At 69.9% G+C, this 12,394-nt stretch carries 13 protein-coding genes; 5 read left to right on the top strand and 8 right to left on the bottom strand.

Going from position 1 to position 12,394, the window contains the following annotated elements; all coding sequences use genetic code 11:
* Positions 1-9: 9 nt before the first annotated feature.
* Positions 10-825 (top strand): MOSC domain-containing protein, encoded by an 816-nt coding sequence (locus ACFFXY_RS02080; RefSeq protein ID WP_382345393.1) that lies wholly within the window; start codon positions 10-12, stop codon positions 823-825.
* A 44-nt stretch (positions 826-869) separates the two neighbouring features.
* On the opposite strand, the gene ACFFXY_RS02075 is transcribed toward ACFFXY_RS02080, so the two are convergent.
* From ACFFXY_RS02075 to ACFFXY_RS02050, 6 genes are all read right to left on the bottom strand, one after another.
* Complete coding sequence (locus ACFFXY_RS02075; RefSeq protein ID WP_382345391.1) at positions 870-1,808, bottom strand: hypothetical protein; 939 nt, start codon at positions 1,806-1,808, stop codon at positions 870-872.
* Between the two features lie 168 nt (positions 1,809-1,976).
* Entirely contained in the window at positions 1,977-2,369 is a 393-nt protein-coding gene (locus ACFFXY_RS02070; RefSeq protein ID WP_382345389.1) for a contact-dependent growth inhibition system immunity protein, read from the bottom strand.
* A 39-nt stretch (positions 2,370-2,408) separates the two neighbouring features.
* Positions 2,409-3,038 (bottom strand): polymorphic toxin type 28 domain-containing protein, encoded by a 630-nt coding sequence (locus ACFFXY_RS02065; RefSeq protein ID WP_382345386.1) that lies wholly within the window; start codon positions 3,036-3,038, stop codon positions 2,409-2,411.
* Between the two features lie 4 nt (positions 3,039-3,042).
* On the bottom strand, positions 3,043-3,744 hold the full coding sequence (locus ACFFXY_RS02060) for a WXG100 family type VII secretion target (protein WP_382345384.1): 702 nt from the start codon (positions 3,742-3,744) through the stop codon (positions 3,043-3,045).
* Positions 3,745-3,746: 2 nt separating this feature from the next.
* Positions 3,747-4,067: a type VII secretion target gene (locus ACFFXY_RS02055; protein ID WP_382345382.1), complete on the bottom strand. Its 321-nt coding sequence runs from the start codon at positions 4,065-4,067 to the stop codon at positions 3,747-3,749.
* A gap of 5 nt (positions 4,068-4,072) precedes the next feature.
* Positions 4,073-4,459 carry a YbaB/EbfC family nucleoid-associated protein gene (locus ACFFXY_RS02050; RefSeq protein WP_382345380.1) on the bottom strand — a complete coding sequence of 129 codons (387 nt, stop codon included), beginning with the start codon at positions 4,457-4,459 and terminating at the stop codon, positions 4,073-4,075.
* Positions 4,460-4,630: 171 nt separating this feature from the next.
* Here ACFFXY_RS02050 and ACFFXY_RS02045 point away from each other — a divergent pair, with 171 nt between their 5' ends.
* Positions 4,631-5,143, top strand: a complete 513-nt coding sequence (locus ACFFXY_RS02045) for a hypothetical protein (RefSeq protein WP_382345378.1) — start codon at positions 4,631-4,633, stop codon at positions 5,141-5,143.
* Positions 5,144-5,165: 22 nt separating this feature from the next.
* Here the strand turns inward: ACFFXY_RS02045 and ACFFXY_RS02040 are convergent, their stop codons facing one another.
* The gene (locus ACFFXY_RS02040) at positions 5,166-6,341 is read right to left on the bottom strand and encodes an LppU/SCO3897 family protein (RefSeq protein ID WP_382345376.1); all 1,176 of its coding nucleotides are present in this window, start codon (positions 6,339-6,341) and stop codon (positions 5,166-5,168) included.
* A gap of 93 nt (positions 6,342-6,434) precedes the next feature.
* Between ACFFXY_RS02040 and ACFFXY_RS02035 the strand changes: the two genes are divergently transcribed.
* The 3 genes from ACFFXY_RS02035 (at position 6,435) to ACFFXY_RS02025 (ending at position 10,973) form a co-directional block, all read left to right on the top strand.
* On the top strand, positions 6,435-8,621 hold the full coding sequence (locus tag ACFFXY_RS02035) for a DEAD/DEAH box helicase (protein ID WP_382345374.1): 2,187 nt from the start codon (positions 6,435-6,437) through the stop codon (positions 8,619-8,621).
* Positions 8,622-8,672: 51 nt separating this feature from the next.
* Positions 8,673-9,245 (top strand): DUF4291 domain-containing protein, encoded by a 573-nt coding sequence (locus tag ACFFXY_RS02030; protein WP_382345372.1) that lies wholly within the window; start codon positions 8,673-8,675, stop codon positions 9,243-9,245.
* Between the two features lie 108 nt (positions 9,246-9,353).
* The gene (locus tag ACFFXY_RS02025; protein WP_382345369.1) at positions 9,354-10,973 is read left to right on the top strand and encodes a cellulase family glycosylhydrolase; all 1,620 of its coding nucleotides are present in this window, start codon (positions 9,354-9,356) and stop codon (positions 10,971-10,973) included.
* 66 nt (positions 10,974-11,039) lie between these two features.
* Here ACFFXY_RS02025 and ACFFXY_RS02020 read toward each other — a convergent pair whose 3' ends face one another.
* The gene (locus tag ACFFXY_RS02020) at positions 11,040-12,239 is read right to left on the bottom strand and encodes a chymotrypsin family serine protease (RefSeq protein WP_382345367.1); all 1,200 of its coding nucleotides are present in this window, start codon (positions 12,237-12,239) and stop codon (positions 11,040-11,042) included.
* Positions 12,240-12,394: the final 155 nt, after the last annotated feature.

Here is a 12,394-nt window from a genome sequence, read left to right as displayed (position 1 = left end):
GATGCCACGGTGAACCGCGTCAAGGGCATCCGCCGCCACCCGCTCAAATCCGCCGCCGCCGAGCACGTCGAGGCGGCCCGCATCGGCAAGCACGGCCTCGACGGCGACCGCACCTGGGTGTGCGTCGACGCCGACGGCACCATCGGCAGCGCCAAGCAGCCGCGCCTGTGGGGCGCGCTCCTCGACGTGGACGCCGCTTACGACCCGGACGGCGACGGCGTCCTGGTCACCGCCCCGAACGGCCTGAGCGGCGCCGCGGGCACCCCCGAGGCCGACGCCGCGGTCTCCGAGTGGCTCGGGCGCCCCGTCACGCTCACCCGCACCGCGCCGCAGCAGCTCAAGCGCCACCACTGGTGGCCCGACGAGCCCGGCATGATCCCCGAGTGGGCCGCCGACGCCGTGTCCGGCGGCGACGCGGTCGTCGCCGTCCGCCACGACGCCGCGGACGGCCGATTCTTCGACTTCGGCCCCCTCCATCTCGTCACCACCGGCGCGCTCGACCGGCTCAGCGCCGAGCACGGCGCCGCCGTCGACCCGGTCCGCTTCCGCCCCAACCTGGTCCTCGACCTCCCCGGCGACCCCGAGCCGGGGCAGCGCCTCACCGTCGGCGAGGTCGCCGTCCAGGTCCTGGTGCCCACGCCGCGCTGCGTCATCCCCTCGATCGCCCACCGCGGCAACCCGAACGACCCCGCGCTGCTGAAGACCCTCGCGAAGCACCACCGCCGCGACGTCCCGGACTTCGGTCGCGCCACGTGCTTCGGCTTCTACGCGGAGATCCTCAGCGAGGGCGTCGTGCACGTGGGGGACGAGGTCGTCCTCGGGTAGGCGAAACGGCCGGGCGCGGTGGCGCCCGGCCGCGATCGGGGCCGCTAGTTGTACGCGGTGGTGTAGTACCTGGCCTTGTAGAACTCGGCGCCGGAGCGGGTGCGGTCGGCGGACTGCGAGAACACGATGGTCGGGCTGCCCCAGGTGCGGGAGCCGGTGTTGTCGGCGCGCATGTAGAAGTACTCGCCGGTCTTCATCTTCACGTACGCCTTGATGCGCGTCGTGGTGTGCAGGGTGGTCTTGGCGAGGCTCGACTTGTTGATCGAGTAGACGCCGTAGGAGTCGGAGACCTGGAGGAGCGAGGAGTTCGAGAAGTCCGCCTGGAGGTCGTGGCCGAGCCCGGCGAGCGCGACCTTCTTGCTGGACTTGGCGAGCCGCACGTTCCGGTACGTCCCGGAGACGGTGTAGGCCTGCACGATCTTGTCGCCCGCGGCCCACAGGAGGCTGTTGTTCGGGTCCCAGATGACGCCGTGCGCGCCCGCGAGGGAGACCGTCTGGACCTTCGCGAGCGTGGAGGGGTCGGAGATCTTGGTGGGCCCGTAGACGGTGAGGAACCCGTCGGAAGAAGCCGAGACGAACGCCCCGATGTTGGGGATGCGCTCCAGCGCATGGGGATTGCCGCCCGGCGTGGCGCTCCAGAGCACGTCGTTCAGCTCCTGGTCCTTCTCGTCGGTGATGTTCCAGATCCCGACCTTGCCGCCCGAGGCGGCCGCGAGCCCGATGGCTCCGAACTGGGCCGTGTCGCGGATGCGGCAGTCGGAGAGGTTCGACCACCCGCCGGTGCCCGGGCTCCACGACTTGTACCGGTTGGCGTCGCTGAAGGCCTTGTCCTTGTCGAACACCATGACCTTGTTCTGGACCTGCTCGGTCACCATGATCTTGAAGTTGGCCGTGTCCGCCGCCGCGATCCCGGCGCCCACGGCCCCGGCGGTCGCCAACGGCGCGCCGATCGCCAGCGCCCGCAGCAAGTTGCGTCTCTTCACAGGAACTCCTAGGGGGGTAGGAAGCATCCGGACCCGATCCGGGCCCCGGACCGACCCCAGTGTGCCGCATCCCAACCAATCCCGACACCCCGCCACACCTCCACCCGCGCAACGGTACTGCGCCGCTACGCTTCCCCTCACCCAGCTCCAGCGGCGAGGCGGCGGTCCTCAGCGCCAGTCCGAGTGCCTTCCGGCGAATGCGAGATCCCAATCGTCCTGGTCGATTCCCGCTGTGATCGCCCGCAGCTGCTCGGCCGTCTCGGAATGCTCTGCGAAGTACGACACCGGCAGCGACAGGCAGGCGTTCAGCAGATCACCGGGGTACATGTCCCCTTCGGCAAGCGGGTTCCGGTCCAGTTCCGCGAGCGCGAACGAGACGGTCCAGTCCAGTGCGACCTGCTGTCCGATGAGCAGCCGAAGCTCCTCGACTGTCAGGGTCGCCGCAGGCTTCGTGTACGCCTCGTACGCCTTTCGGACGAGGCGGGTGGCGTCGTCCCCCGGCACCGCCCACCGCTCGCCGGTGAGCTCCTCCAGCGTCTCGCGGACTCCTGCCCTGTTCATGCGTTCCCTTTCCGTTCGCATCCGAGGAATCGAGGCCGATCAGCCACGGGGGACGAATCCTTCCGAGTAGTCGAGCATAGTGCTCGCCTGGGAGAGCAGCGCTTCGTACGCGGCCTTGTCCTCGTCGCTCATCCGCGAGTCGTCGAGCTTGCGCTTCGCGCGGTCGATGATGTTCATCAAGGCGTTCTGCGCGTCGCGAACCTCGTGCACGTGGTCCCATGGGGTGCCGTCGCTCTTCGTCGCGACGACCTCCCCGTTCAGTTCACGCCGAGCCGCATCCAGGTCCTTGTACTGGAGATGCTCCTTGACGTTGTCGATCCGGTCATTGAGCCGGTCGATGTCCGGATCCTGCTGAGTGTTCGTGGAGTCGTTGTCGTCGCTTGAAGAGGAGTCCTCGGAACTCTCACTGCCGCGGCCGTCCTTGGATTCGGCATCGGCCGTGTCGTGGACTTCGGCCATTTCCGTGGAGGCGTTCTTGCCCTGGAAGTTCAGGCGCTCTTCTCGTTCGGCGGAGTCCTTGGGGCGGCCGGTGAGGGGGTCGATCTCGCCGCTGTCGCCGCCGTCGGGACCGTCGTTGCCGTCAGGACCTTCCGGGCCGTCGCCGCCTTTGGACCTGGCCGTGAGCAGGCCGACGCCGAGGAGCAGGAGGAGTTTCAGGGCGCGTCGCATCGGCTCACACCCCCAGGAGGGTCTTGAGGTTGGTGAACGACTGGACCAGGGCCATGCCGTAGCCCATGATGATGCCGGCCCACTTGACGACGGCCGCGACGATCTGCGCGGCGATGACCGGGATCGTGACGACGAAGATCGCCTCGACCGCCCACACGATGACGTGCCCGACCAGCTCGGCGATGAGGTCGCGCACCAGCTCGTGGGTGATCTGGACCAGGCTCCCGGCGCCCTCGGTCGCGGCGGCCATCGCTTCGGCGGTCGCCGCCAGCGCGGAGGCGGACGTGACGTTGTGGGCCATGAGCGACTTGTACGAGTCGGCCGCGTCGCCAGTCCAGGTCGGCATGTCGCCGTCGAGGTGCGTGGTCAGCTCCTCGACGATCGCGAGCAGCTCGGTCGACATGTTGCTCCACGTCTGCGCATGGGCCGCAACGACGTCTGCCTTCCCGGTGAGTTCCTGGAGCATCTCGCGCAGCGGCTCGAAGTACTCCATGGCCCAGCCCAGGCCCGCCGACAGCAGTGCGCTGAAGGGGTCGAGCACCGACCCGACCACTTCGAGTGCGAACCCGCCACCGGCGAGCAGGTCGTCCACCCAGCCTTCGGACTTGAACGCGTCGATCATGCCGAAGTACGAGTCCAGCGGGCCCGCCCCGGTGTACCACTTGTTGGTCGACTGGACGGGCGCGATGAGCGGATTGTCGGACATGCCTACGCCCCCATCCGGTCACGCAGTTCCGCGAACGCCGTCTGCGAGTCGGTGTCCCTGGCCTCGTACTCCTCCGCCGCCGCGCGCAGCGCGTTGGCGGCGATGGTGAAGTTCTCACCGAGGTAGGAGGTGATCTCGTCCTGCCGCTGGTGCCGCTCTTCCAGACAACCGGAGATCCAGCCGCACAGCAGCCCGTACGCCTCGTCGTCTTGCTCGATGTACGCGCTGGCGTTCATGATCCCGTCGAAGCGCTCCTTGAGCGAGTCGAGGAACCTGGCGTGCTCGCGCAGCTCCTCGGGCTCGACGGTGTATCCGCTCCCCATGGCGCTCAGCCCTCCCCGTCGGTCCGCGGCATGAGCTGCGAGCGGACGCGGTCCGCGATCGCCTGCCCCGCAGCCGAGTCCGACCCGAGCGTCTCGGAGATGATCGCGGCCGAAGCCTCCGCCATCTGCGCCCGCGCGGCGGACACGGCCGCGAGGATCGCCTGGCCGGTGTGCTCGGTGTCGATGCGGCGGGTGCGTTCGCTGAGCTGGACGTCGACCATGTTGCCGCTGGAGTCGACGGTGACCCTGACGAGCCCGTCCGGGTCGACCCCCACCGCTTTGAGCTCGCCGAACCGGGTGCTCATCTCCTGGGTGTCGGCGGCGAGCCGGTCGATCCGGCCCTTCCACGCGCTGAGGTGCTGCCGCGACGCCTCGGGGTCGGGGATGCCCATGTGCGCTCCTGCCCTTCGTTCGGGGTTGCGGCACAAGGGGTCATGTGCCGGTGACAATCGGCCAGGCTAGTCGGTCCGTGCAAGGGCGGCGCCGGACCAGGTGGGAGCGATTGCGGTGGGGAAACCTAGAATCGGCGGATGATCCCTTTGCGACCTTTCCTGAGACGCTTCATGGTGGCCGGCGCGGTCGTCGCCGTGCTGGCGGCGGCCGGTTGCGGGGGCGGGGCGGAGGAGACCGATGTCGAGGTGTCGGATTCCGGTGCCGCCGCCGCGACTCCGGGGGCGTCCGATCCCTCCGGGCGGCCGTCGTCCTCGCCGTCCGAGTCTGAGTCCACTGAGGAGTCAAGCTCGGACGGCGGCGACTACGAGGACTGCGGCGACGGCGCGTGCGAAGTGCCGTTCACGGGGTCGGTCCAGTTCCCCCTCACCGGAGGGGACGGCGAGTGGACGGTGGACGCGGCCGTCGAGGACGGCGGCGTCCGTGTCAGCCTGACCACCCCCGCGGGGCTCGGCGGGGGCGGCGGGTTCCTCGACCACCCCTCGTGCGCGCTGACGTTCCGCGCCGACGGCAGCGGGGGCCTCGCCTGCGACGAGGAGCCTGCCGCGCCCGACTCCGGGGGCATCGTGGTGCACCTGCTGGAGCTCGACGGGGACGACGCGACCGTCGCGGCCGCCCTCGGGTGACGGCCGCGCACGGGGTGTCGGATTACAGCCAGCCCCAGCAGACCGTGAAGGACAGCTCGGGGAAGTCGGGGACCTCCTCGTAGGCCCAGCCCCAGCCGTTGCACCAGCTCTCGCCGTCGACGATCTCGTTGGTACGGCCGGTGACGTAGGCGTTGCCGTCGCCGCAGTCGGACACGAACTCGGCGTACGTGTAGTCGGAGTTCATCGACAGGCAGTCGTCGACCTCGGCGTACCCGATGTCGCCGCTGGCGTACATCATCTGGAGGCACAGCGTGGTGTCCAGATAGGTCGAACCGGTGGAGTAGCCGACGCCGTAGATGTAGTACGTCGTGTCCGTGCAGGCGCTCGTGCTCGACTCGCCTTGCAGCCGTTCGATGACCTTGAACGCGCCGTCCTGGCACTCGATGATGTTCCACGCGCTCCCTGCCGTGGAGGTGCCGTAGACGCACTCGCCGACCTGGGCGTGGAACGCGTCGTCGCCCGCGATCACGGTGTAGCTCAAGCAGAGCACGCGGGTGGCCCCCGTGGAGGAGACCGCGAGGTCGACCAAAGTGTTGCTGTCGCACGCCGTCAGGTCGCTGGTGCCCTCGACGATGTCGATCGTCTCGAAGGCCCCGGCCCCGCAGGTGGTGGTCTCCAGTTCGGGGAGGGTCTCGTCCCCGTAGTTGTAGAAGCAGTCGCCGATCACCGCGTCCGCCACCGGGTCCACAACGGCCGACTCGGTCGGATCGGAAGAGGAGTCGTTGCTCGAATCGCCGCCGCCACCGCCCCCGCTATTGTCGGTGGCCGTGGTGCTCGGGGTGTCGGAGCGGTCCAGGCCGACGACGATGCCCCAGGTCCCCAGCGCGAGCACCAGCACGACCCCGAGTGCGATCCCGATCCACCCGCCGACCGGGATGCCCTGCGACGGCACGGGCACCGGCGCGTATTGCGGCTGCGGCATCCCCGGATAGGCGCCCTGGTAGGCGTCCCCGCCCGGATAGGGCCCGGGGCCGGGCGGCGGCGGGTAGGCGCCCGGAGCAGGCGGGTAAGGACCCTGGGCGCCCGGAGGCGGGTACCCGATGTTGCGGCTCGTCTCCGGGCCGGGCATGTAGCCGGGATTGGGGGCGGAGCCGGGCGTGTACCCCGGGCCGGGGCCGGCGGGCGAGCCGTTCGGGCTCTGGTTTGCGGCGGGGTCGTAGGAGGAATAGGGGTCCATGAGGCGATTCTGTCAGGCTGATGCAACCGCGCGGCAGGGCCGCGCACCGCCCCGGCCCATACAATTGGTCCCCTCCCGACCCCAGGAGTCCCCATGGCCGCCCCGAACGACAAGCGGACCCTCCGCGAGCACGCGCGCTCGCAGGTCGCGCGCGCCCGAGAAACGCTGCGGCAGTGGGAGAACCTCGCCTCAGCGCCCGCGCAGCTGCGGAACGCGGTGCGCGGGCACGTCGCGGACATCGCGCAGGAGGAGGTCTCCGGGCAGCTCGTGACGATGCGCGTCAGCGAGCTGAAGAAGACCGCCAAAGGGCTGCGCCTCGCGAAGCTCGAAGAGGCGGGGATCGCCACCGTCGCCGACGTGCTCGCCAACTCCCGCGAGCAGCTCCTCGCGATCCCGGGGGTCGGCGCGCAGACCGTGGACGAGGTCAAGGCCGCCGCCGAGCACTTCGCCGAGCGCTCCCGCGCCGACACCAGGCCCCGCTTCGACCCGCAGCGGCGCGACCCGCGCCACACCCGCATCCTCGCGCACCTCCAGGCCGAGCAGACCGCGTCCGCGGCCGTGGACGACCTGCGGGAGACCGTGCACCGCTTCCGCGAGCGCGCCATGCCGTACTTCGCCGCGGCCGACCGCGCTGGCAGCAGGCTCGCGATGCTCTTCTCGCGGCGAAAGCGCCGGGCCGAGACGCTCGCGCGGCTCGACGTCCTCACCGAGGTCAACGCCGACGCCGAGACCCAAGCGCTGCAACGGGACCTCGCCGCCGCCCTCGACCGCGCCCGGCCTGAACGCTGGACCACCGACGAGCTGTGGCGCGACTACGAGCGCCGCGCCGCGAGCGTCAACACGCAGCTCGCCAGGCTCACCGGCTCCGACGTCGAGGACGCCGGGCGCGCCGAGGACTTCGTCGGCGCCGACCTGCGGCAGGAGATCGAGACCCTGCCGCTCGACCGCTCCCTCATGCGCACCGACCTGCGCTACTACCAGCTGTTCGGCGCGAAGTACGCGATCCACCAGCGCAAGACGATCATCGGCGACGAGATGGGCCTCGGCAAGACCATCCAGGCCCTCGCCGCCGCCGCGCACCTCGCCGCGAACGGCCAGCGGCGTGCCCTCGTCATCTGCCCGGCGAGCGTCGTCCCGAACTGGCTCAACGAGATCCGCAAGCACACGCAACTGGACGCCTTCAGCCTCCACGGCCCCGACCGGGAGGAGGAGGCCCGCAGGTGGCTGCGCCGCGGCGGGGTCGCGGTGACCACGTTCAACACCGTCGACCGGCTCGAATCGCTGCCGCAGCGGTCGAAGTTCGCGCTCGTCATCGTCGACGAGGCCCACTACATCAAGAACCCGAACGCCAAGCGCAGCACCGCGGTCGGCGCGGTCATCGGCCGCTCGAAGCGGGCGGTGCTCCTGTCCGGCACGCCGATGGAGAACCGCGTCCAGGAGTTCAAGTCCCTCATCGGCCACCTCCGGCCCGACCTCGCCGAGCGCGTCGGCGAGGGCGACGACGTGGTCGGCGCCGAGGCGTTCCGCCAGACCGTCGCCCCGGTGTACTTGCGGCGCAACCAGGAAGACGTGCTCACCGAGCTCCCCGAGAAGATCGAGGTCGAGGAGTGGGTCCAGTTCAACGCCGAGGACGAGGACGAGTACCGCGAGCAGGTCCGCCGCCGCAACCTCATGGGCATGCGCCGCGCCTCCTCCGCCGTGCCCGGCTCCGCGAAGCTGGAGCGCCTCGCCGAACTCGTGGAGGACGCGGGCGAGGAGGGCCAGAAGGTCATCGTGTTCTCCTACTTCCTCGACGTGCTCAAAGCGGTCGGCGAGCGCATCGGCGACCGCGCGATCGGCCCGATCACGGGCAAAGTGGCCGCCCCCAAGCGCCAGGCCATGGTCGACGAGTTCGCGCGCCGCGAGGGCCCGGCGGTGATCCTCGCGCAGATCGAGGCGGGCGGCGTCGGCCTCAACATCCAGGCCGCGTCCGTCGTGGTCCTCGCAGAGCCGCAATGGAAGCCGAGCATCGAGCAGCAGGCCGTCGCGCGGGCGCACCGCATGGGCCAGACCCGCCGCGTCCAGGTCCACCGCCTGCTCGGCAAGGACGGCGTGGACGAGCGGATCCGGGAAGTGCAGGAGCACAAGGAGATCCTGTTCGAGCACTACGCCCGCCACAGCGACGCCAAGGGAAGCGGCGCCATGGCGACCGCGACCGCCGTCGCCGCCCGCGAGGACGACGCGGTCCCCTTGGAGCAGCGCATCATCGAGGCCGAGCGCGCCCGCCTCGGACTCGCCTGAACCGGGCTAATCGGGTTGCGCCGCCTCCCGACGGCGGCGAACATGCAGCGTATGGAAACACCCCGAACCCCGGACCGCCAGATCCGGGCCGTCTATGACGCGGAGACGATCACCGTCTACCAGGCGTACGACGCGCACATCGCCGATCCCGCGCTCGCCGCGCAGACGTTCGTGCCGCCCTTCAAGAAGGACCGCATGACGTGGATCAAGCCGTCGTTCCTGTGGATGATGTACCGCTGCGGCTGGGCGGCCAAGCCGGGCCAGGCCCGCGTCCTCGCCGTCTCGATCACCCGCGAGGGCTTCGCCTGGGCCCTCGCCAACTCGTGCGGCAGCACTCCGGCCCCCGACGAGACCCACGACGACTGGAAGCGCCGCCTCGCGGCCTCCCCGGTCCGCGTCCAGTGGGACCCCGAACGCGACCTCCACCTGAACCGCCTCGGCCACCGCTCGATCCAGATCGGACTCTCCGGCGACGCGGTGCGCCGGTACACGGGCGAGTGGATCACCGGCATCGCCGACGTCACCCCGCTGGCGCGGCGCATCGCGGGCCACCTCGCCGCCGGGGACCAGGACCGCGCCCGCGACCTGCTCCCGGCCGAGCGTCCCTACCCGCTCAGCGCGTAGCCGACCTCCGCGCAGCCCCTCCTTGACAGATGTATCCAGATGCATCAATATGTAGGGGCAATACATTTGGGATCGCTCCCAATTCAGTCTCACGTCAGGAGCCCCGGCATGGCACCGGCACGAACACTTCGTCAATTCCACAGGGCCGCAACAGCAGCGGTCCTCAGCGCGCTCGTCGTGTTCGTCGCGGCGGGCCTGTTCGTGCTCGGCCTCCCCTCGACGCCCGCCCTCGCGCAGGTGCAAGGCACCGGCACCGGCTTCCTCCACACGGACGGCAGCCGCATCGTCGACGAGACCGGCGCCGAAGTGCGGCTCACCGGGATCAACTGGTTCGGCATGGAGACCGACAACCACACGTTCCACGGCCTGTGGGCCAACGCCCCCGCCACCTGGAGCGGCCAGCTCGACCGCATGGCCGAACTCGGCTTCAACACCCTGCGCATCCCCTACACCGGCGACTCGCTGCGCCCGGACGCCGAGGCCACCAGCGTCAACGACTACACCAACCCCGACCTGGTCGGCCTGCACCCGTTGGAGATCCTCGACAAGGTCATCGAGCACGCCGGGGACCTCGGCATGCGCGTCATCCTCGACCGCCACCGCCCGAGCGCCGCCGGGCAGACCGCCCTCTGGTACACCCCGCAGGTCTCCGAGCAGAGCATCATCGACGACTGGACGATGCTCGCCGAGCGGTACGCGGGCAACCCCACCGTCATCGGCGCGGACCTGTTCAACGAGCCGCACGCCGAAGGGACCCTGCCGAACGCGACCGGCTCCTGCTGGGGTTGCGGCGTCCAGGCCCGCGACTGGCGCCTGGCGGCCGAGCGCATCGGGAACGCGATCCTCGACGTCAACTCCGACTGGCTGATCCTCGTCGAAGGCGTCTCCACCGTCTCGGGCGGCCTCACCAACGAGTGGGACAACGACCCCTCCACCGACGACGAGAGCACCTGGTGGGGCGGCAATCTCAGCGCCGCGCTCCAGAACCCTGTCCGCCTCGACGTGCCGGACCGGCTCGTCTACTCCGCGCACGACTACGCGATCTCCGTCTACGACCGCCAGCCCTGGTTCGAGGACCCCGACTTCCCGAACAACCTCCCCGAGGTCTGGGACCACTTCTGGGGCGACCTCCACAAGCAGGACGTGGCGCCGGTCCTGGTGGGCGAGTTCGGGAGCACGCTGGCGAACCCCCTCGACACGCAGTGGCTCAACGCGCTCATGGACTACATGACCGAGAACGGCATGTCCTTCACCTTCTGGGCCTGGAACCCCAACTCCGGCGACACCGGCGGCCTCGTCGACAACGACTGGTGGACCGTCAACCAGACCAAGTACGACATCCTCGAACCCCACCTCAACCCGCCCGTCCCCGACGGCAACGGCTCCGGCGAGACCACCTCCCCGACCACCCCGCCGCCTGCGCAGACCGGCGCCTGCACCGCCACCTACGCCATCACCGGCGGCTGGCCCGGCAACTTCCAAGCCAACGTCACCGTCAAGAACACCGGCACCACCGCCCTCAACGGCTGGACCGTCAAGTGGACCTACGCCGGCGACGAGCACGTCTACAACTCCTGGAGCACCCAACTCACCCAATCCGCCAAGAACGTCACCGCCACAGCCCCGTCCTCGAACGCCTCTCTGGGAGCAGGCCAGCAGACCACCTTCGGCCTCCAAGGCACCTACACGGGAACGGCCGGAACGCCAGTGCTCACCTGCACCGCTTGAGAACAACGGGATTCGGCCTTCGCGAACGGCCGCGGGCACCGGGCCCGCGGCCGGTCTCGCCGCCGCCTATTCCTTGAGCAGCACCGTCACGCCGAGCGCGTGATCGAGGTCGTCCGCCAGGGTGAAGACGCTCTTGCCGCCGCAGAGGCCGACGTGGGACCCGAAGGCGCGGTTCTGGTAGGACCAGCCGCCGCCCGAGTCGCCCTGTACGGTATAGGCGTCCTTCATACGGATCATGCTCTCGGTGAGGTAGCCCTCCAAGGTGCACGAGTAGAAGATGTTCTGGACGCCGATCGAGCAGCGCCGGACGTCGGTCTTGCGTCCGAAGACGCAGATGGACTCGCCGACCGAGACCTCCCACCACCGTTCGATGGAGAGCGTGTCGCGGCGCTTGTTCGCGGAGGAGTAGAACTCCGGCCGGTCGATCTGGGCGGTCGTGGTGTGCCACTCCACGTCGCCCCAAGCGCCGCGGTGCTGGGCCTGGAAGTCGAGGCTGACGGTGCCGGTCTCGGACGTCCAGGTCCCGGTGAGCCCCTGGCAGTGCCCGGCTGAGGTCGTGCCGCCGACACCGTTCTCGTTGACCACACTCCACCCGGTGGTGCAGGTGAAGTTGACGCCGGCGTACGCGGGCAGGCCGCCGTACGTGTATTGCACGGTGTTGCCGAGGTCGCCGACGACGTCGAGTGCGACGCCGTCCTGGAGTCCGCCGGAGAGCTCGCGGACGATCGCCTCCGGATCGGTCGGCAGGCCCGGCTGGGCGGCGACCTCGGCGCTGATCGTGCCGGTGGTGATGTCGACGCCGCTGGACAGGTCCGTGTACCCGAGCGCGACCAGCTCGCGGTTCAACTGCCGGTTGCGCTCCCTCAGTTCGAGGAACGAGAACCGCTGACCGTCGGCGATGACGACCTCCTGGCCGCTGGCGCGGACGGCCTCCAGGACGACCTCGTCGGCCTCGCCCTTGATGTACAGCGTCGGGGTGCCGCCGGGGCGCTCCGACAAGGCCGTGCCCACGAGCACATCGAGGTGTTCGGCGACGATGGCCGAAGTGATGCCGTCAAGTGCCTGGGCGACCCGGTGCTGGGCCTCCGCCTCCTCGAACGTCCAGCCGAGGGCTTCGGCAGTGAGCGCGAGGTCTTCGCGCAGGCTCTCCTCAGCGGTCTGATAGCCGGGATCGGCATCGTCCTGGGCGAAGGCGGCGGGCGGTGCGAGCAGCAGCGAGGGGATCGCGAGCGCGGCGACGAGGCGCACCGCGAAAGACTTGTTCATGGGGTGTCCGATCTGGTCAGTGCTGGGCGGGGATGGCCCAGGTTCACCGGCCTGGACTCCAAGTGACGCTATCGATTCGGAGCGCGATCGTGCGGTTCCGAGCGGAGTCGTGGCACGAACCCGCGACTCGACGCCCGCCTGCAGCCGCCCCCAGT

The sequence above is a fragment of the Glycomyces mayteni genome (genome assembly GCF_042428885.1).
GTDB classification, from domain to species: Bacteria; Actinomycetota; Actinomycetes; order Mycobacteriales; family Micromonosporaceae; genus Glycomyces; species Glycomyces mayteni.
This window is presented reverse-complemented; position numbering and strand designations above follow the sequence as displayed.

Bases quoted from the DNA above. Each gene is read 5' to 3' on its own strand.
- ACFFXY_RS02070 (WP_382345389.1), bottom strand. From the start codon at position 2,369: ATGAACAGGGCAGGAGTCCGCGAGACGCTGGAGGAGCTCACCGGCGAG.
- ACFFXY_RS02065 (WP_382345386.1), bottom strand. From the start codon at position 3,038: ATGCGACGCGCCCTGAAACTCCTCCTGCTCCTCGGCGTCGGCCTGCTC.
- ACFFXY_RS02060 (WP_382345384.1), bottom strand. From the start codon at position 3,744: ATGTCCGACAATCCGCTCATCGCGCCCGTCCAGTCGACCAACAAGTGG.
- ACFFXY_RS02055 (WP_382345382.1), bottom strand. From the start codon at position 4,067: ATGGGGAGCGGATACACCGTCGAGCCCGAGGAGCTGCGCGAGCACGCC.
- ACFFXY_RS02050 (WP_382345380.1), bottom strand. From the start codon at position 4,459: ATGGGCATCCCCGACCCCGAGGCGTCGCGGCAGCACCTCAGCGCGTGG.
- ACFFXY_RS02045 (WP_382345378.1), top strand. From the start codon at position 4,631: ATGGTGGCCGGCGCGGTCGTCGCCGTGCTGGCGGCGGCCGGTTGCGGG.
- ACFFXY_RS02040 (WP_382345376.1), bottom strand. From the start codon at position 6,341: ATGGACCCCTATTCCTCCTACGACCCCGCCGCAAACCAGAGCCCGAAC.
- ACFFXY_RS02035 (WP_382345374.1), top strand. From the start codon at position 6,435: ATGGCCGCCCCGAACGACAAGCGGACCCTCCGCGAGCACGCGCGCTCG.
- ACFFXY_RS02030 (WP_382345372.1), top strand. From the start codon at position 8,673: ATGGAAACACCCCGAACCCCGGACCGCCAGATCCGGGCCGTCTATGAC.
- ACFFXY_RS02025 (WP_382345369.1), top strand. From the start codon at position 9,354: ATGGCACCGGCACGAACACTTCGTCAATTCCACAGGGCCGCAACAGCA.
- ACFFXY_RS02020 (WP_382345367.1), bottom strand. From the start codon at position 12,239: ATGAACAAGTCTTTCGCGGTGCGCCTCGTCGCCGCGCTCGCGATCCCC.